26 protein-coding genes and 1 tRNA gene are annotated in these 17,341 nt (G+C 63.6%); 19 read left to right on the plus strand and 8 right to left on the minus strand.

What is annotated here, in order from left to right:
• The 4 genes from nusB (at position 1) to ABIB99_RS23110 (ending at position 4,808) form a co-directional block, all read left to right on the plus strand.
• The gene (nusB, locus tag ABIB99_RS23095) at positions 1-498 is read left to right on the plus strand and encodes a transcription antitermination factor NusB (protein ID WP_063982855.1); all 498 of its coding nucleotides are present in this window, start codon (positions 1-3) and stop codon (positions 496-498) included.
• 175 nt (positions 499-673) lie between these two features.
• On the plus strand, positions 674-1,672 hold the full coding sequence (gene thiL / locus ABIB99_RS23100; RefSeq protein ID WP_354177642.1) for a thiamine-phosphate kinase: 999 nt from the start codon (positions 674-676) through the stop codon (positions 1,670-1,672).
• A gap of 125 nt (positions 1,673-1,797) precedes the next feature.
• Positions 1,798-2,406 carry a hypothetical protein gene (locus ABIB99_RS23105; RefSeq protein WP_166097064.1) on the plus strand — a complete coding sequence of 203 codons (609 nt, stop codon included), beginning with the start codon at positions 1,798-1,800 and terminating at the stop codon, positions 2,404-2,406.
• 281 nt (positions 2,407-2,687) lie between these two features.
• On the plus strand, positions 2,688-4,808 hold the full coding sequence (locus ABIB99_RS23110; protein ID WP_071913231.1) for a sodium-translocating pyrophosphatase: 2,121 nt from the start codon (positions 2,688-2,690) through the stop codon (positions 4,806-4,808).
• A 258-nt stretch (positions 4,809-5,066) separates the two neighbouring features.
• Here the strand turns inward: ABIB99_RS23110 and ABIB99_RS23115 are convergent, their stop codons facing one another.
• Positions 5,067-6,068 carry a Bug family tripartite tricarboxylate transporter substrate binding protein gene (locus ABIB99_RS23115; RefSeq protein ID WP_071913233.1) on the minus strand — a complete coding sequence of 334 codons (1,002 nt, stop codon included), beginning with the start codon at positions 6,066-6,068 and terminating at the stop codon, positions 5,067-5,069.
• Positions 6,069-6,185: 117 nt separating this feature from the next.
• The gene (locus ABIB99_RS23120; protein WP_028152489.1) at positions 6,186-6,671 is read right to left on the minus strand and encodes an outer membrane protein assembly factor BamE; all 486 of its coding nucleotides are present in this window, start codon (positions 6,669-6,671) and stop codon (positions 6,186-6,188) included.
• Between the two features lie 98 nt (positions 6,672-6,769).
• Here ABIB99_RS23120 and ABIB99_RS23125 point away from each other — a divergent pair, with 98 nt between their 5' ends.
• From ABIB99_RS23125 to ABIB99_RS23160, 8 genes are all read left to right on the plus strand, one after another.
• Complete coding sequence (locus ABIB99_RS23125; RefSeq protein WP_354177643.1) at positions 6,770-7,351, plus strand: ubiquinol-cytochrome C chaperone family protein; 582 nt, start codon at positions 6,770-6,772, stop codon at positions 7,349-7,351.
• Positions 7,348-7,917 (plus strand): YceD family protein, encoded by a 570-nt coding sequence (locus tag ABIB99_RS23130; RefSeq protein ID WP_135215689.1) that lies wholly within the window; start codon positions 7,348-7,350, stop codon positions 7,915-7,917. The genes ABIB99_RS23125 and ABIB99_RS23130 overlap by 4 nt, the downstream gene beginning before the upstream one ends.
• Before the next feature lie 298 nt (positions 7,918-8,215).
• Positions 8,216-9,277 carry a phosphate acyltransferase PlsX gene (gene plsX / locus ABIB99_RS23135; protein ID WP_354177644.1) on the plus strand — a complete coding sequence of 354 codons (1,062 nt, stop codon included), beginning with the start codon at positions 8,216-8,218 and terminating at the stop codon, positions 9,275-9,277.
• Positions 9,274-10,254: a beta-ketoacyl-ACP synthase III gene (locus ABIB99_RS23140; RefSeq protein ID WP_014494784.1), complete on the plus strand. Its 981-nt coding sequence runs from the start codon at positions 9,274-9,276 to the stop codon at positions 10,252-10,254. Before plsX ends, ABIB99_RS23140 begins: the two co-directional genes overlap by 4 nt.
• 134 nt (positions 10,255-10,388) lie before the next feature.
• A complete protein-coding gene (locus ABIB99_RS23145; protein ID WP_028152484.1) occupies positions 10,389-10,730 on the plus strand; it encodes an integration host factor subunit alpha in 342 nt (113 codons plus the stop codon).
• 24 nt (positions 10,731-10,754) lie between these two features.
• Positions 10,755-11,339, plus strand: coding sequence for a MerR family transcriptional regulator (locus ABIB99_RS23150; protein WP_282525136.1), 585 nt, complete (start codon positions 10,755-10,757; stop codon positions 11,337-11,339).
• 109 nt (positions 11,340-11,448) lie between these two features.
• A tRNA-Pro gene (locus ABIB99_RS23155) sits at positions 11,449-11,526 on the plus strand.
• Positions 11,527-11,693: 167 nt separating this feature from the next.
• Positions 11,694-11,969, plus strand: coding sequence for a hypothetical protein (locus tag ABIB99_RS23160; RefSeq protein ID WP_354177646.1), 276 nt, complete (start codon positions 11,694-11,696; stop codon positions 11,967-11,969).
• A gap of 74 nt (positions 11,970-12,043) precedes the next feature.
• Here the strand turns inward: ABIB99_RS23160 and ABIB99_RS23165 are convergent, their stop codons facing one another.
• The 4 genes from ABIB99_RS23165 to ABIB99_RS23180 form a co-directional block, all read right to left on the minus strand.
• The gene (locus ABIB99_RS23165) at positions 12,044-12,781 is read right to left on the minus strand and encodes an adenylate/guanylate cyclase domain-containing protein (protein ID WP_354177647.1); all 738 of its coding nucleotides are present in this window, start codon (positions 12,779-12,781) and stop codon (positions 12,044-12,046) included.
• 92 nt (positions 12,782-12,873) lie between these two features.
• Positions 12,874-13,272, minus strand: coding sequence for a TIR domain-containing protein (locus tag ABIB99_RS23170; RefSeq protein WP_354177648.1), 399 nt, complete (start codon positions 13,270-13,272; stop codon positions 12,874-12,876).
• Positions 13,245-13,724, minus strand: a complete 480-nt coding sequence (locus tag ABIB99_RS23175) for a cyclic nucleotide-binding domain-containing protein (protein WP_354177649.1) — start codon at positions 13,722-13,724, stop codon at positions 13,245-13,247. Before ABIB99_RS23175 ends, ABIB99_RS23170 begins: the two co-directional genes overlap by 28 nt.
• Before the next feature lie 65 nt (positions 13,725-13,789).
• A complete protein-coding gene (locus ABIB99_RS23180) occupies positions 13,790-14,149 on the minus strand; it encodes a site-specific integrase (protein ID WP_354177650.1) in 360 nt (119 codons plus the stop codon).
• Between ABIB99_RS23180 and ABIB99_RS23185 the strand changes: the two genes are divergently transcribed.
• The 7 genes from ABIB99_RS23185 to ABIB99_RS23215 are packed head-to-tail and all read left to right on the plus strand — an operon-like array spanning position 14,133 to position 16,028.
• Positions 14,133-14,369: a hypothetical protein gene (locus ABIB99_RS23185; RefSeq protein WP_354177651.1), complete on the plus strand. Its 237-nt coding sequence runs from the start codon at positions 14,133-14,135 to the stop codon at positions 14,367-14,369. The genes ABIB99_RS23180 and ABIB99_RS23185 overlap by 17 nt on opposite strands.
• 3 nt (positions 14,370-14,372) lie before the next feature.
• Positions 14,373-14,801 (plus strand): hypothetical protein, encoded by a 429-nt coding sequence (locus ABIB99_RS23190; protein ID WP_354177652.1) that lies wholly within the window; start codon positions 14,373-14,375, stop codon positions 14,799-14,801.
• A 5-nt stretch (positions 14,802-14,806) separates the two neighbouring features.
• The gene (locus ABIB99_RS23195; protein ID WP_354177653.1) at positions 14,807-15,025 is read left to right on the plus strand and encodes a hypothetical protein; all 219 of its coding nucleotides are present in this window, start codon (positions 14,807-14,809) and stop codon (positions 15,023-15,025) included.
• A 24-nt stretch (positions 15,026-15,049) separates the two neighbouring features.
• Positions 15,050-15,229 carry a hypothetical protein gene (locus ABIB99_RS23200; protein ID WP_354177654.1) on the plus strand — a complete coding sequence of 60 codons (180 nt, stop codon included), beginning with the start codon at positions 15,050-15,052 and terminating at the stop codon, positions 15,227-15,229.
• Positions 15,213-15,554 carry a hypothetical protein gene (locus tag ABIB99_RS23205; RefSeq protein ID WP_354177655.1) on the plus strand — a complete coding sequence of 114 codons (342 nt, stop codon included), beginning with the start codon at positions 15,213-15,215 and terminating at the stop codon, positions 15,552-15,554. The genes ABIB99_RS23200 and ABIB99_RS23205 overlap by 17 nt, the downstream gene beginning before the upstream one ends.
• A 13-nt stretch (positions 15,555-15,567) precedes the next feature.
• Positions 15,568-15,756 (plus strand): hypothetical protein, encoded by a 189-nt coding sequence (locus ABIB99_RS23210; protein WP_354177656.1) that lies wholly within the window; start codon positions 15,568-15,570, stop codon positions 15,754-15,756.
• A complete protein-coding gene (locus tag ABIB99_RS23215) occupies positions 15,753-16,028 on the plus strand; it encodes a hypothetical protein (RefSeq protein WP_354177657.1) in 276 nt (91 codons plus the stop codon). The genes ABIB99_RS23210 and ABIB99_RS23215 overlap by 4 nt, the downstream gene beginning before the upstream one ends.
• 787 nt (positions 16,029-16,815) lie before the next feature.
• On the opposite strand, the gene ABIB99_RS23220 is transcribed toward ABIB99_RS23215, so the two are convergent.
• Positions 16,816-17,115: a hypothetical protein gene (locus ABIB99_RS23220; protein WP_354177679.1), complete on the minus strand. Its 300-nt coding sequence runs from the start codon at positions 17,113-17,115 to the stop codon at positions 16,816-16,818.
• The gene (locus tag ABIB99_RS23225) at positions 17,112-17,279 is read right to left on the minus strand and encodes a hypothetical protein (RefSeq protein ID WP_354177658.1); all 168 of its coding nucleotides are present in this window, start codon (positions 17,277-17,279) and stop codon (positions 17,112-17,114) included. Before ABIB99_RS23225 ends, ABIB99_RS23220 begins: the two co-directional genes overlap by 4 nt.
• Between the last annotated feature and the right edge of the window lie 62 nt (positions 17,280-17,341).

Here is a 17,341-nt window from a genome sequence, read left to right on the forward strand (position 1 = left end):
ATGGCCGATCACAGCAAAAAGCCGCCGGCTGGCACCGAGAAGAAAGCGAACCGGCGCGGTGCGGCGCGGCTCGCGGCCGTGCAGGCGCTGTATCAGATGGACATCGCCGGCGCCGGCATCAACGACATCTTTGCCGAATTCGAGAGCCACTGGCTCGGCAACGAGGTCGAGGGCGATACTTACCTGCCGGCGGAAGCGGCCTTCTTTCGCGACGTGGTCTCCGGCGTCGTGCGCGACCAGAAGATGCTCGATCCCCTGATCGACGAGGCGCTGTCGAAGGGCTGGCCGCTGAAGCGGATCGAGGCCATCCTGCGCGCGGTGCTGCGGGCAGGGGCCTATGAGCTCCAGCATCGCAAGGACGTGCCGGGCCGCGTCGTCGTGTCAGAATATGTCGACGTTGCGAATGCATTCGTCGACCGCGAGGAGACCGGCATGGTCAACGCCGTGCTCGACCAGATCGGCCGCCAGTTCCGCGGCGACGAGTTCGGGCGGGGGTAGTTATCCACGAGGGCGGTGAAGAGATGCGATGCGGCTGCCCCATACTCCGCCGTCATCACCCGCGAAGGCGGGTGATCCAGTACACCGCGGCGGTCGTAATTCGTCGCTGCCGTCTCGGCGTACTGGATCGCCCAGTCAAGCCGGGCGATGACAGCATTGGGTGTGGCTAAGGCCGATGGCAGACTCTCAAAACCCCTCCGCCGAAGACTCCCTGATCGCGCGTTATTTCAAGCCGCTGGCGACTGACCCCGGTGCGTTCGGGCTGGTCGATGATGCCGCGGTGTTGTCCCCGTCCGGCGACGACATCGTGGTCACCACCGATGCCGTCGTCGAAGGCGTGCATTATCTTGCAACCGATCCGCCCGACACCATCGCGCGCAAGGCGCTGCGGGTGAACCTGTCCGATCTCGCCGCCAAGGGCGCGGCGCCCGCCGGCTTCGTGTTGACGCTGGCGCTGCGCAGCAAGGAGGATGGCTGGCTCAGGCCGTTCGCGGACGCGCTCGGCGAGGACGCCAAGACCTTTGCGTGCCCACTGCTTGGCGGCGACACGGTGTCGACGCCGGGGCCGCAGATGATCTCGATCACCGCCTTCGGCCGCGTGCCGAAGGGACGGATGGTCGGCCGTACCGGCGCGCGGCCGGGCGACCGCATCCTGGTGACGGGAACGATCGGCGACGCCGCGCTCGGCCTCGATGTGCTCACAGGCGGCGCCGCGGCCGGGGCGCTCGCGTCCGAACCGCAAGCGAAGGAGATGCTGGTCTCACGCTATCGCGTGCCGCAGCCGCGCAATGTGCTGGCGCAGGCCGTGCGCGACCACGCGACGGCCGCGATGGATGTCTCCGACGGACTCGCCGGCGATCTGGCGAAACTCTGTGCAGCGTCGGGCGTCTCGGCCACGGTTGACGTCGCGAACGTGCCGCTCTCGGCTGCTGCGGCCGGCCTGATCGCGCGCAACGCTATTTGCGTTGAGACGCTGCTTGCCGGCGGCGACGATTACGAGGTGCTGTGCACGGTGCCGCCGACGCAAAGTGAGGCGCTGATTGCCGCAGGGCAGGCGGCGGGCGTGGCCGTCACGGCGATCGGCACGATCGTCGCGGGCCGCGAACGGCCGCGCTTTTTGGACGGGCAAGGCCAGGAACTGACCTTGAGGCGCCTGTCTTACAGCCACTTCTGAATTCAAGTCCGCCCCGAACCCTGATCTGTCCTGGCTTTTCCCGGTCGCGGGTTGGCGCAATCCTGGCGACAGCAAGCGGCTGTATCAGCGCCATAGCTACCAAAGCAGCCAATGGACATGATTCGATGACGGCGGCCGTTTCGAGTTTAAGCGAGGCGCGGACTGTTTCCGGGAAGGAGTGCGGAAGCTGCACGCTCTGCTGCAAGGTTTACAACGTGGTCGAGCTCGGCAAGGCCGCCGGCAAGTGGTGCTCGCATTGCAAGCCCGGCCGAGGCTGCACGATCCACGACAAACTGCCGAGCGAGTGCGCGGCGTTCAATTGTCTCTGGAAAACCGAGCCGACGATGTCCATGCAATGGAAGCCCGATCAGTCGAAGATGGTGCTCACTTTGCACCCCGAGACCAACAACATCCAGGTCGTGGTCGATCCCGGCCTGCCATCGGCCTGGACGCGGCAGCCTTATCACGGCCAGTTGCGCTTGTTGTCGAAGAGCAACATGCCGAAAGGCCATCTCGTGGTAGTGTTCGTCAATGAGCTGGCGACGCTCATCCTGCCCGACCAGGATGTGCAGCTCGGCAGCCTCACACGCGAGCAGGTCGTTTCGGTGACGCACGAGGTCGGCCCGAATGGCGGCGTCTACGAGGTCAAGATCTTCAACCGGCGTACAACAGCCGACGGGCAGACCCTGGAAATGGCGTCAGCCTCTCGCCATCCCGTGAGGGCGATGGCCTAGGCGTGGCCCAGGCCAAGCCTCGCCCGGTTCTGAGGTCGCCTCCCGGTGCTGCGCCAGGCCGGCGGCCAAGCGCTCGGGATTAGGTCTAAATACTTGCCGAGATCGGCTTTTTCGGCCTCATCCGGCGTTGCACCCTCAATTTGATTTTGGCAAGCTTGTGACCGACCAGGGCCACACCTTCGTGCAAGGGGCGGCCCTGTTCAAATAAGGGCGCCCACCGCATGACGGAAAAACAAAAGGCGCCGGGGGTACGTACATCAAGGATCTGAGGCAAAAATCACATGACAGCATTATGGTTGATAGTGCTCTGCGGAGTGCTTTCCATCGTCTACGCGATCTGGGCGACGTCTTCGGTGTTGAGTGCGGATGCGGGGTCACCGCGCATGCAGGAAATTGCAGGCGCAGTCGCTGAAGGCGCACAGGCGTATCTGCGGCGCCAGTATACGACGATCGGTATTGTCGGCGTCGTCATCTTCGTCCTGCTTGTCTATTTCCTTGGTCTCTACGTCGGCATCGGCTTCTTGATCGGCGCCGTCCTGTCGGGGGCGGCCGGCTTCATCGGCATGAACGTCTCGGTTCGCGCCAATGTGCGCACCGCCCAGGCAGCGACCACGTCGCTTGCCGGCGGCCTCGAGCTCGCCTTCAAGGCAGGCGCCATCACGGGCATGCTGGTGGCGGGTCTCGCGCTGCTCGGCGTGACCCTCTATTTCGGCTTCCTGGTGCACTCGCTGAAACTCGCGCCCGATAGCCGTCTCGTGGTCGACGCCCTGGTGGCGCTCGGCTTCGGTGCCTCGCTGATCTCGATCTTCGCCCGTCTCGGCGGCGGCATCTTCACCAAGGGTGCGGACGTCGGCGGCGACCTCGTCGGCAAGGTCGAGGCCGGCATCCCCGAGGACGATCCGCGCAACCCGGCCACCATTGCCGACAATGTCGGTGACAACGTGGGCGACTGCGCCGGCATGGCTGCCGACCTGTTCGAGACCTATGCGGTGACTGCGGTCGCCACCATGGTGCTCGCGGCGATCTTCTTCGCCAAGACGCCGATCCTCATGAACATGATGACGCTGCCGCTCGCCATCGGCGGCATCTGCATCATCACCTCGATCATCGGCACCTTCTTCGTGAAGCTCGGGCCGAGCCAGTCGATCATGGGCGCGCTCTACAAGGGCCTGATCGCAACCGGCATCCTGTCGCTGATCGGCATCGCCGGCGTGATCTACTATCTGATCGGCTTCGGCAAGCTCGACGGCGTCGACTACACCGGCATGTCGCTGTTCCAATGCGGCATCGTCGGCCTCGTCGTCACCGCGCTGATCATCTGGATCACCGAATACTACACCGGCACCGACTATCGGCCGGTGAAGTCGATCGCCCAGGCGTCGGTGACCGGTCACGGCACCAACGTGATCCAGGGTCTCGCCGTCTCGATGGAAGCGACCGCGCTGCCCGCGATCGTCATCATCGCCGGCATCCTGGTCACCTACAGCCTGGCGGGCCTGTTCGGCATCGCGATCGCGACGGCCACCATGCTGGCGCTGGCCGGCATGGTCGTCGCCCTCGACGCCTTCGGCCCGGTCACCGACAACGCCGGCGGCATCGCCGAGATGGCGGGCCTGCCGAAGGAGGTGCGCAAGTCGACCGACGCGCTCGATGCGGTCGGCAACACCACCAAGGCGGTGACGAAGGGCTACGCGATCGGTTCCGCCGGTCTCGGTGCCCTCGTGCTGTTCGCGGCCTACAACCAGGACCTCAAGTTCTTCGTTGCGGACTCCGCGCACCATCCGTACTTCGCCGGCGTCAATCCGGACTTCTCGCTCAACAACCCCTACGTGGTTGTGGGCCTGCTGTTCGGCGGCCTCTTGCCATATCTGTTCGGCGCGATGGGCATGACTGCGGTCGGTCGCGCGGCAAGCGCGATCGTCGAGGAGGTGCGCCGGCAGTTCCGCGAAAAGCCGGGCATCATGCAGGGCACCGACAAGCCGGATTACGGCAAGGCGGTCGACCTGCTGACCAAGGCGGCGATCAAGGAGATGATCATCCCCTCGCTGCTGCCGGTGCTGTCGCCGATCTTCGTCTACTTCGTGATCTATGCGATCGCGGGTGGCGGCCCGGCCGGCAAGTCGGCTGCGTTCTCCGCGGTGGGCGCGATGTTGCTCGGCGTGATCGTGACGGGCCTGTTCGTCGCGATCTCCATGACCTCGGGCGGCGGCGCCTGGGACAACGCCAAGAAGTACATCGAGGACGGTCACTTCGGCGGCAAGGGCTCTGATGCCCACAAGTCCGCAGTGACCGGCGACACCGTCGGCGATCCCTACAAGGACACGGCCGGCCCCGCGGTGAACCCGATGATCAAGATCACCAACATCGTGGCCTTGCTGCTGCTGGCGATCCTCGCGCACTGAGCGGCGCAACGACACAAGACAAAACCCCGCGGCGCGAGCCGCGGGGTTTTTGTTTTGGTGGGCCGGAGCCTCTCAACGCGTCATTCCGATAGCGGCCTCACCCTCGCTGTCATCGCCCGCGAAGGCGGGCGATCCAGTATTCCAGAGACAGCGGCGTAATGCGGAGAAGCCGCGGCGTACTGGATTCCCCGCCTTCGCGGGGAATGACAGCAGTAGGTGCGGCCGTTATCCCCCCGCGCCAACGGCTCGTGTGAACGCCTACTGCACGTCCATCTGCAGGCCTTCCTTCTGGATGATGCCGGCGAACTTCTTCGTCTCGGCGTCCACGAAGTCGGCGAACTGCTGCGGCGTGCCGTAGTCGGCGCGGGCGCCCATGGCGGAGATGTTCTTCTTGATGTCGTCGCGCTCCAGCATCGCCTTGACCTGAAGATTGAGCGCTTCCAGCACGGCGGGCTGCACACCCTTCGGCAGGAACACCGAGAACCACGACGACACGTCGAAATTGGCCAGCTCCGGCGCGCTCTCGCGCATGGTCGGCAGGTTCGGCGCGAGGTCGCTGCGGTCGGTCGTGGTGACGCAGAGGCCGGTGAGGGTGCCGTTCTGCACCTGCGGCAGGCTCGGATAGAGATTGTCGAACAGGATCTGGATGTCGCCGGCCAGCGCGGCCTGGAGCGCGGGGCCCGCGCCGCGGAACGGGATGTGCGTCATCTTCAGTCCGGTGAGCTGGAGGAACCAGGCGCCGGTGAGGTGAGGGCTCTGTCCGACGCCGGACGAGGCGTAGCTGAGCTTGTCCGGGTTGGTCTTCAGATATGCGATCAGCTCGGCGACCGACTTGATGCCGGTCTTCGGATGCGCCGAGACGATGTTCGGGATCCGGATCATGTTGGAGACCGGCTGGAGCTGGTCCGGCTTGTAGGTGAGGTTCTTGAAGATGCTGTAGGCGATCGCGTTCGGCCCGGGGTTGCCGATCAGGATGGTGTGGCCGTCAGGCTTGGCGCGGACGGCCTCGGCCGTGCCGATCGTACCGCCGCCGCCTGAGCGGTTCTCCACGACCGCCGACTGGCCCCAAGCGGTCTGCAGATGCGCGGCCAGCAGCCGGCCCATGACGTCGGTCGAGCCGCCGGCCGCAGCCGGCACGATGATGCGGACGTTTTCGGTGGGCTTCCAGTCCGCCAGGCTCGATCGCGGCAGGATCGCTGCGGCCGAGAGGCCGGCAGCACCGGCGAGCACGCGACGGCGGGACAACAAAGTCTTGGGCACGAATCCACTCCCTGCTTCTTGTTTTGCAGGGAGCGTATGGAACCGGGCGCGCAACGGCAAGCCGCACGCGACGGCAAGTGCCGCGCGGAGGGCGGCACGACGCCGCAGGCTGAAGACTCAGTTAAAGCTGAGCAGCTTGAACAGCGGCGTGAGGTAGTTCATCTCCTGACCCGACGTCGCCGTGGTCCGGCTGATGAAGTCGAAGATCTTGCCGTCCTGAAGGCCGTAATTCGCCAGCCGGCGCACGCGCCGATTCTTGTCGAAATAGACCGCGATGACGCGCTGGTCGACCACCTTCTGGTTCATGAAGGCGACCATCCGCTCCGAGCGCTGCGAGATGTAGTAAAACACCTCGCCGTCGAGGGTTGCGACCGTGGAGGGGGTGCCCATCACGATCAGCACCTGGTCCTGGCTCGCGCCGATCGGAATCTGCTCCAGCGCGCCGGGCGGCAGGATGTAACCCTTCTGGAACTGCTCGCCGGTGCAGCCGGCAAGGGCGGCGCCGACCAGGGCGACGGCCGCGAGCATGCGCAAACCGCGCCAGCGTGCATGAAGGCCGCGCGGCTTGTTGGCGCGCAGGCTGGTCTGGTTCGTTATCGTCATCGTGGAACTGATTCCGTCCCCTTGCGTCGCGCGAGGCGCTGAAGTACCGGGCGGAGACTGCAATTGCAACACGCGCACGCCCGCTTGCGGAACCCACAATGGTTTGGCCGTTCAATCACTTCAGGAAACCCCGGCAAGCCCCGCGCGGCACCATTGAAGCCATCTATGGCATGATCGTGACGCAGGCGCGAGAACCCATATTTTACCGCGACTTGGGCGTGCCCGATACGGTTAATGGGCGTTTCGACCTGTTGCTGCTGCATCTCTGGCTGCTGCTGCGACGCCTGCGCACGGTCCAGAGCGTCAACCAAGGCGCCAACCAGGGCCAAGGCGCCACGGAGCTGTCGCAGGCGCTGTTCGACCGTTTCTGCGAGGACATGGACGACAATCTGCGCGAGATGGGGATCGGCGACCAGACCGTGCCGAAGCGGATGCGGGCCTTTGGCGAGGCGTTTTACGGCCGCGTCCAGGCCTATGACCAGGCCATCGAAGGCGGCGGCGAGGCGCTGGCAGCTGCCATCTGCAAGAATATCCTGAATGGGACCGGCATGGACCAGGCCCGGCGGCTCGCGGCCTACGCCCGGGCCGCCGAGGCCGATCTCAGCCGGACAGACGAGGCCACGCTGCTGTGCGCATCCTTCAAGTATCCCCCAGCGCTCACTGAGGACATCACGCGATGAGCCGACCGAACGCCGAATCCCGACCCGATCCCTGGCGGTCCCCCGTCATCGTCGCGCAGATCCCCGACACCGGCCTGCACCGCAAGCTCGAGGCTTCTGTCGCCGAGCTGCAGGCCATCGCCGAGGTCGGCGGCTTGCGGGAGGTGCTCTCCGCCCAGGCTGCTTTCGAGGTCGTCCCCAAGAGCGGCGGCCGGATCCAGGTTACGGGGCACGTCCGCGCCCGGATCGGCCAGACCTGCGTCGTCACCCTCGATCCGATCGAGAGCGAGATCGAGGAAGACGTCGACCTGGTGTTTGCCCCGGAAGCCGAGGTTCGGAAGATGGCCGACCTGATCGAGGAGGGGCAGGACGATGCGGAGCCGCCGGAGGTGATCGATCCGCCGGAGGCAATCGTGAACGGCATCATCGATCTCGGCCGGATTGCCACCGATGCCCTGTTCCTGGCGGTCGATCCCTATCCGCGCAAGCCGGGCGTCAAGTTCGAGGCCGAGGTCACCGCGCTGGACCCTGAGGACCATCCGTTCGCGGCGCTGAAGGCGCTCCAGGACAAGAAGAAGGGCAAATAGCTGGGCATTCCCTGTGAGGATCGCTTTGCGGGGCGCGTGAGCCGCCTGTCCGGATGCTTTGAAAGGAGCTTATATCTGTTTGATTTCAATGCGCTTATTCTGAATTTTCGCCGCCGCCCGCGGGTCGCCCCGAATGCAAAAGGCTGGGGGCAAGAGGTTGTTTCGGGATAACAAAACGCTATTGTCGCGCCCCGGTCCGGGCGCCGCGTGGCGCCTGACCGGTCGCCATGTCCATGGCGGACCCATTTTGCGGCACCGCTCGTTCAAGACCGCACCAGACCAGGTTTCCAGGACTTTTATGCCAAGCAAGGTTCGCATCGCGCTTGACGCCATGGGGGGCGACGTCGGCGCCGCCGTGGTCATTCCAGGCGCCGCCATCTCGCTTCACAGGCATCGCGAGATCGAATTCCTGCTGGTCGGGGACCGCGCCAAGATCGAGCCCGAGCTCGAGAAGCATCCCGCCCTCAAGGCCGCTTCGAAGATCATCCATACCGACGTCGCCGTCGCCATGCACGATAAGCCGAGCCAGGCGCTGCGGCGCGGCCGCAAGACCTCCTCGATGTGGCTCGCCATCGACGCGGTGAAGAAGGGCGAGGCGGATGTCGTGATCTCCGCCGGGAATACCGGCGCGCTGATGGCGATGTCGCGCTTCCACCTGCGCACGCTGCCGGGCATCGACCGCCCGGCGATTGCCGGGGTATGGCCGACCAAGCGCGGCGAATCGGTCGTGCTCGACCTCGGTGCCGCCATCGGTGGCGACGCACACCATCTGGTGTCGCTCGCCGTCATGGGCGCCGCGATGGCGAGCGTCCTGTTCGACAAGCCCCGGCCCACGGTCGGCCTGCTCAATATCGGGACCGAGGAGATCAAGGGGCACGAGGAGATCCGCGAGGCCGGGGACAGGCTGCGTGCGGTGAACCTGCCGGAGCTCGATTATCTCGGCTTCGTCGAGGGGGATGGTATCGGCAAAGGGCTGGCCGACGTCATCGTCACCGAAGGCTTCAGCGGCAATATCGCGCTCAAGGCCGCCGAGGGAACCGCACGGCAGATGGCGGAATTACTCCGCAACGAGATGCAGCGGAGCTGGCTGTCCAAGCTCGGCTACCTCTTGGCGCGCAGCGCCTTCAAGGCCCTGCGGGACAAGATGGACCCGAACAAGTCCAACGGTGGCGTGTTCCTTGGATTGAACGGGATCGTGGTCAAGAGCCATGGTGGAATCAGCTCCGAAGGCTTTGCCTATGCGATCGATGTTGGCTATGAGATGGCTCACTACGATCTCCTGAACAAGATCAATCAGATGCTCAACCGCGAGGGTGGTGCACTTAGTTCCGTGCAGACCGCGCCGGAGGATGTTTCGTGACTCAAATTCGTTCGGTCGTGCTGGGCTGCGGCTCTTATTTGCCGGAGCAGGTGGTGACCAACGCCCAGCTGGCGGCGCGCATCGACACGTCCGACGAATGGATCGTGCAGCGCACCGGCATTCGCGAGCGGCATATCGCGGCCGAGGGCGAGTTCACCTCGCATCTGGCGATCAAGGCGGCGCAGGCTGCGCTGAGCGACGCCGGCGTGGACGCGCAGTCGATCGAGCTGATCGTGCTGGCGACCTCGACGCCTGACAACACCTTCCCCGCCACCGCGGTCGCGGTGCAGCACGCGCTCGGCATCAACCATGGCGCGGCGTTCGATCTCCAGGCGGTATGCTCGGGCTTCGTGTTCGCGCTCGCCACCGCCGACAATTTCCTGCGCACCGGCGCCTTCAAGCGCGCGCTGGTGATCGGCGCCGAGACCTTCTCGCGCATCCTCGACTGGAACGATCGCGGCACCTGCGTGCTGTTCGGCGACGGTGCCGGCGCGGTGGTGCTGGAGGCACAGGAGCAGCCGGGCAATGCCGCGACCGACCGCGGAATCGTGACCACTCACCTGCGCTCCGACGGCCGCCACAAGGCAAAGCTGTTCGTCGACGGCGGTCCGTCCTCGACCCAGACCGTCGGCCATCTGCGCATGGAGGGCCGCGAGGTCTTCAAGCACGCGGTCGGCATGATCACCGACGTGATCGTCGACGCCTTCCAGACTACCGGGCTCAATGCCGACAGCATCGACTGGTTCGTGCCGCACCAGGCCAACAAGCGAATCATCGACGCCTCCGCCCACAAGCTCCACATCGCGCCGGAGAAGGTGGTGCTGACGGTGGACCGCCACGGCAACACCTCGGCGGCCTCGATCCCGCTGGCGCTGTCGGTGGCGCGCAAGGACGGCCGCATCAAGCGCGGCGACATGGTTCTGCTGGAGGCGATGGGCGGCGGGTTCACCTGGGGCTCCGCGCTGGTGCGCTGGTAGCGCCACATTCGATAAAATTTTGCCGGAATTAGCCGCGATTATCGATGCGCCTGCATTGATGAGCGCTGTTGACCGGCGTATCGTAACCTCATAATTTCAGACAACAATTGTTCGCCGTGATGTGGGGCAGGGCGATGACCGACCAAAGCAAAACCGTAACGCGTGTTGATCTCTGCGAGGCCGTCTACCAGAAGGTGGGCCTGTCGCGCACGGAATCGTCCGCCTTCGTGGAACTCGTCCTGAAGGAGATCACCGACTGCTTGGAGAAGGGCGAGACGGTGAAATTGTCCTCTTTCGGCTCCTTCATGGTCCGCAAGAAGGGTCAGCGTATCGGCCGTAATCCGAAGACCGGCACCGAGGTGCCGATCTCGCCGCGCCGCGTAATGGTGTTCAAGCCGTCGGCGATCCTGAAGCAGCGGATCAACACCCAGCATCGCGGCAATGGCGACGCCAGCAAGGCTCAACCCGAGGCGTAACCGCCTGCGCGAAGGATTAGGCATTTGGACAAGGCGCCGGATGCGTTCCGAACCATCAGCGAAGTAGCGCAGGAACTCGACATTCCGCAGCACGTGCTGCGGTTCTGGGAGACCCGATTCTCCCAGATCAAGCCGATGAAGCGCAGCGGCGGCCGCCGCTACTACCGCCCCGACGACGTCGATCTGCTCAAGGGCATCCGCCGCCTGCTCTACGGGGAGGGTTACACCATCCGCGGGGTGCAGCGGATCCTCAAGGAGCACGGCGTCAAGTCGGTGCAGGGCCTCGCCGACGGCGCGGCCGCGGTCTCGTTCGGGGCCATCGAGGATGCCATCGGCGCCAGTCTGATGGAGCCCGACGACGACGACGAGGCGCCCATCAAGGGCGTCACGGATGCCGATGAAGACGACTACCAGGGCGACGAGGAGGAAGGCATCGACTTCCGCTTCACGGAGGTCGACGACGAGGATATCCTCACCACCTTCCGCAAGGGCGGCACTCCCGCCGCACCTGCCGGCCCCAGCGCGCTGGACCGGGAGCGGCTCGGACGGGTGCTCGCTGACCTCGTCGCGTGCCGGGAGATGCTGGATCAGGCGCTGAAGGACGGCTAGGGCGCTTTTCGCGAGCTTTGCCGGCAGTTCCGGGGCTGTGGGCACGGACGCCAAAATGCTGCGACCTCGCCTTGCGCAAAGCGGCGATCCTAGCTAATGGAACGACGTTCGGAGCGTGGCGCAGCCCGGTTAGCGCACTAGTCTGGGAGACTAGGGGTCGGAGGTTCAAATCCTCTCGCTCCGACCATTTTTTCAAACACTTTCAATGTCGCTTGGGGGCGGTCGGTTTACAGCGGACCGCCCGTTTACAACTCTGTTCTTGTGACGTTCGTATCTTCAATCGGTGGTGGGTCGGTTTGATTGTGCCGCGATTTTCGCCCTTGATAGTCGGGACGCGAGGAGCATATTCCCCTGATGACGCAGAACATCGTTGAAGGCCTAATCAAGATAGTTACCAATCTTCAGATTCAGACGATCGCGCAAAAGGAGATTTTGCGTCATCTGATCATAAAGATGGCAAAACAGTCAGATGACGCGAAAGCTTGGGCTTTCGATCTCCATGAGGAGATCAGCACAGCGCGCGGTGTAGCGCTGTTAGCGGCCCCGGCGTCTAAAGATCACAATGATATGGCAAGGGCCGTAAGTGCCGAGGTTGAGAAGCTGTTTAACGAGATTGATCTCGACTCATAATGAGCATCGGCCCCACGCCCTAGGGACCCGAATCAGCCTGCCAAGCACATCATCGGTATCGCCACCGAGGCCCGTCAACTGGCGGCCAAGCGGCAATCGATCGGCGCAACAATCAAAACTAACCCACCACCCTTCAGTCTTCGACCGTCCACGCCCAATTTGCTGCCGTAGGCCTTCCTATCTCCCATGGTCGTCCAATTGAATTCTTTCCACATCAGTTCGTTTTCTGATCCGCCGTACTTCGAACTATTGCTCAAACGGGCGTAAGCCTCCGCAGTCAGCCACGTGGGGTAGTCTTTTCGACATTCGGTGAGCTTGGCCGCGTGGTTTGCTGCTCGTCCGATCCACACTAGGTCGTTCCCTCCGCGCACTCCTATTCGGGCCTTTCGCACCTCGCTGGTGTCGATTCCGACGACCTGACCTACAGTGTAGGAACTATTGGGGTACTGCGCCTTCATGGCGGGATTGACGATATTTTTGACCGCCCAGTTTATCTGCAAGCCGCACTTGGCAGCGTCCGTTCTTTGATTGTCACCGATGAATACGGCCATGATCCTGTCGCCATCGTACGATGTGATTTCGCCCCCACGCTTGCGGACGATCCGCGCCGCGCAAGCTAGGTAGGATTTGTAGATTTCTCCCGCGAATGACCAAGGGTAATTTTGTACAAGGTCGGTTGATCCAGTAAGGTCAGCGTAGAGAATGGTCGCGCGTTCGAAGTGCCTGGCTTCGTTCGAGAGCAACAAATCCTCAGGGTCCGGCACTACATGTCCGTTGGATTCTTCCCACGAGTCGGCGAAGGTTTCCTTCACCTCAGCTTCCAAATCAGAGCGTAGCCCCATTGTTCACCGGCTGTTTGCAGCCTGATTCAGCCACGACTTTGGCAATCTCAAGCGCCGCTCGTTCAAACGAGTCGTCGTGATACTTGATAGGCACTACGCCCAGCAGATCTGTTGGTAGCTTCAATTTTGTCCTCGCTGGTTGGACCATAAGTGCGCGCCTGCGGCCCAGTGAGACCCAGCTCCAAAATGAGGTTATCGCGCGGAGCGGCGGAAACGGTGCCGCGGCTCGTTACTTCATCATCCGGCGAAAGCAAAAGGATCGCGAAATCTGCGCGAAGCAGCTCGAGCTCGAGCGCTTCAATGTTAGTGAGGCCTGGAACGAAAATGCCTTCAGCCCAGATGTTGACGTCGTCGGAGATGTCAAAAAGCGCTGCCTTGAGCGTCTCCGCCAGAGCGAGACTTTCGCTTGTTGATGCGACGAATATGCGCGGCATCATAGTGCGTTGGGTGACTTTTTCCACTCTCTGACGCAGCCGGTCGGAAAGCTCTCTCGCCAATGCGCGCCAAACGGCAGATAGGCATCGGCGATGGCGGAGAAATCGGACTCGGAGACTTTAGCGACGAGTGTCAGCTCGTTTGCTTTGACGGTGCTGGATCGCCGAGCAGCGGGATCGATCGCTGACATCTCGCCGACGTGCGAACCGGCCTTCCGCACGGTGTCGCTTCGACCATTGGGACTGATCGTCACCGATCCGGACAGGATGAAAAAGACGTCAGTGTCGACTTGATTTTGCTCGATGATGATCTCATCGGCCATGTAGCCTTTGACCTCCGCGACCAGTGCCAGCTTCTCCGCGAGATCGGGCTTCCCGTCGGCAATAGATTGCCGGCGGAGTAGGTCGGCAAGACGTCGCAAGCCCTCCCTGCCAGCAAATCGTTCAGCCAACTGTTGCAGTGCGGTGCTTGTAGCCATCTGGTCCGATCGATGAGATAGGCGGTCAATATAGCATTTCAACCTTCCGTTGCCTCCTGATCGATCTAGGTGTCCACCGGTTTGGAGGGCCGCGTACCGCCGGCCATTCGGTCCCTGTGGTCCTCCAGCTTCGCGATCGCTTTAGCGGCCAACACGCCGCGGCGCGCAAGGTAAAGGTCGATCACCTTTTGCGCCTTGTCGACCGTCCAGGTCAGCGCCTCCGCAATCTCCGGCGCCGTTGCGCCGGCCTCGGCGAGCAGAGTCGCGGCTGTCCCGCGGTTGTCGTGAAAATTTAGGTTGCCGGTCTTGACGAAGTCGGTGTTCGCGCCGATTGCGTCAGCATTGATCGCGTCGACCTTGTCGCAATCCTCGCGCCAATGCTCGTTGAAGTAACGCTTGGTGTAAGCCTTGCCGGTCGGCGTCAACATCACCAACGCGCCGGCCTTGGTTTCCTTGGCCGGGCAGGATTGGACGCCCCTGACGGCAAAGCTGCCCGGCTGGGCGTTGCCGGTGCTGCTGGTGTCGGTGAATGTCATCTTCGAGTGGTTGCGCAAGGTCACCGACAATCCGCCGCAAGTGATCGTGCAGAAGGACGAGCAGGGTGCGCCGATGGTGGTTGCGATCGAGCCGGCGGCGAAGGCCTGACCGATGGGCATCTTCTCCTGGATCGCAGGTCCGGGCGGGTGGATCGGCGATGCCATCAAGACGGCTCTGACCGGCCCGCTGGTCGACGGCGTTGTCAACGGTTACAAGGCCAAGCTCGCCGGCGGCAACACGTCGGAGAAGCTCGCCGCCGATCTTGCCGCGCGCGAGCTCAACGTCGAGATCCGCGAGCGCGAACTCGCGGTGCAGCAGAACATCGCTGACGAGGGCCGGTGGTGGACCGCGGCTCCGCGCGCGATCGCGTGCTGGTCGTTCGCGATCTTCATCGCGAAATGCGTCGTCTGGGACAAGGTGCTTGGCCTCGGCACCACGGACCCGCTCGCCGGCGACCTGTCGATTTGGGCCGGGTGGCTGATGGCGCTCTGGTTTGGCGGGCGCTCGGCCGAGAAGATTGCCCGCATCCTGAAGCGGTGAGGGCCATGCGCCTGCTCAACTACTACCTGGAAGGCCGCCGCTTCGAGTGGCTCATCACCATCGCCATGTTGTGGCTGGCGGTAGCGGCTTTCGTCTCGCCGCAGATCCTGCGGGCCTCGGCCTTCCAGTGGGTCACGCTGGTGATGACGCCCTGGTTCACGGCATCGTGCCTGTTCGCGATCGGCTGGGCGCGCCTGGTTGGGCTGCTGCTTAACGGTCACTAGGTGAGGGGGCGTCGCGTCGGGCCGATGATCCGCGCCGTGACGGCCGCGGCGTGCGCGGTGATGTGGGTGCAGTTCGACCTGGCGCTGATCCAGATGTCCTTTAGCCAGGGGTTCATGTCGCCCGGAGTGCCCTTCTGGTCGATGTTCGTATTGGGCGAGCTCGACGTGGCTTACCGGGTGGTGGCGAATGGAAGAAATCGTTAAGGCGCTCCTTGTCGCGCTGGGTCCGTCGCCTTTGGCCCTCGGCATCTTCATTGGGCTTGCCGTCGCGGGCCTCGGCTTCTGGGCGATCCGCAAGGGATTGCAGGATCAGAAGCGCAGCGGCGAGGGCGAAGGCTCTCGCGCGGTGCGCATCGAGCACACCGACGAGGAGAAGCGGTGGCAGTGGGAGGCCTACAAGCAGCTCGGCCATCTCGAAAAAAACAGCTTCCAGATGGTGAAGCACAACGAGGACTCCGTGGAGCTTCTTCGCGAGATCCTGAAGAGCATCAATCGGTTCGCCGACGGCCGCTGGAACAGCCGGCAATAGGAGAGTTTCCAAAATGCTGAAAGGACTGATGCTGCTCGCCATTGTGGCGAGCGGGCTTGCGATCGGCTGCCTCGACGGACGTCTCGACCGGCGAGCCGGCGTCGAGGACTCGAGCTGCATCAGCGGCAAGCCGTCGGTGGCGCTGGGAATGTGGTGCGCGTGCCCATTCGCTGTGGCGCTGCTGTTTCTGGTGCTCGGTTGAAGCGGCTCATGATCGCGGCCGCCGCCGGGGTCGCATTGTCGGCCGCGCCGGCGCATGCCGCCGATCCCTACGCCTGTTTCGGCGGCGCGCGTTACGTCGCCATGGGCGCTGGCTTCCAGTGCGCGGATCTGCCGGCGTTCTGCGCCGGCGCGCGGGCTCTGCTGGCCGAGGCCGCCGGCGATGAGGCCGCGGCCGAGAAGCTTGCGCGAACCCGCGGCCATGGCCGGCTGTCGATCGCGCTCGCGCATCGCTTCTGTCGGGAGAGGGGCTGATGACGTGTGGTGAGTCGCTCCGTGGCGCTTTCGCAGCGCGGGTTCCCGCTGGTGGGTTCTTCATGCCAACGAGTCCGCGGCCGGTAACCCGGCGCAATCTGCAGTCCAAACTCCAGCCGGCTCACAAGGTCGGCGCGATTTTTTGAGCGGGCGTCGGGCTTGAGTTTTCAGGCGACGATATCAGCAGCGTGTGTGGTCCTTCTCGGATCGCTGACTTCGGCTTGTCTGAGCACTGATCAGGCCACGTCCAAGCCGGCGGCCAATTCGGCTGCCCCTTGGGCTCGTGATCTGAATGACCCCCCACCATGTCGACCGGCCGTGAGGGACGCAAATCCTCGATAGGGGTACATATTTGACAGGCGCTCTGCTTCATCCGCGGTTCGACCAAACCCATTCCCGTGATGTCACGAGATTTCGACTGGCTCCAACAACGCCAGCGGCGGGGTTTTTTATGCCCACTGGTCCACATCGGCGATTGTTCCGAACCGTGACGTCGGGCAGAAGTAGTATTTTACACTCGTGCTGTCGTTGGTAGCAGTCAATGTCCGTGGGCAAAGAATTTTCCCGTGCGTCGCAGGTGCGGCGCGCAGCAATTTATTCGATTGGGATGGCGGGCGGTGTGGGGCTCGCGCTACTCGTTATTTTCGGGCTGCTTGACGATCCGATCGAGATGCGTTTGTACAAAAATTGCCTAAGGGGCCACCGGGACCTCTGCCTAACTGAAGAGCAAGCGTTACGGCTGGGATATACGCGCCGTAGTGTTCCAGTGACCAACAACGACTGACGCTCATTGGTCCCTCTTCAGCTTATGACGGCCCCAATGGGGCTCTTTGCCCTTCGGGATAAGCTCCGGGACATAGTGGCGGTTCAATGCTCGCATGACTCCGATGCGGGCAAACATCGTCGGGCCGCCACCTTCCGCCACCAGGATCAGCGCCTGTATTGCGGCTTGCCATTCCGGCGCGGCGTGCTCTTTCTTCGGCAGCGCTTCGATATAGTTGCCGGCGTCGAGCAGCGTCACCAGCCTGCGGCCGTCCGGCAGCGCGATCGGTTCATTGAAACTGCGGCTCCATCCTGTCGGCCTCATCTGCGCTTGTGCCACGGCCGGCTGCGGTCGCCACCGATCGCACGCGCCTCCTTGATCTGGTCGTAGCTGAGCTGCGATTCCAGGTCCGTCCAGGCAGCCCGGAAAGCCGCCTTGGCCGCCTCGAGGCTGCCGGCACGCCCGCGGTACGGACCAGCACCCTTCATGACACAGGAACGTGTCGTGAACAAATGTCATTCAAAACTGGGTATCAGAGTAGAAGCGCATT

Source organism: Bradyrhizobium sp. LA6.1 (genome assembly GCF_040547805.1).
In the GTDB taxonomy this organism is placed as follows: Bacteria; Pseudomonadota; Alphaproteobacteria; order Rhizobiales; family Xanthobacteraceae; genus Bradyrhizobium; species Bradyrhizobium barranii.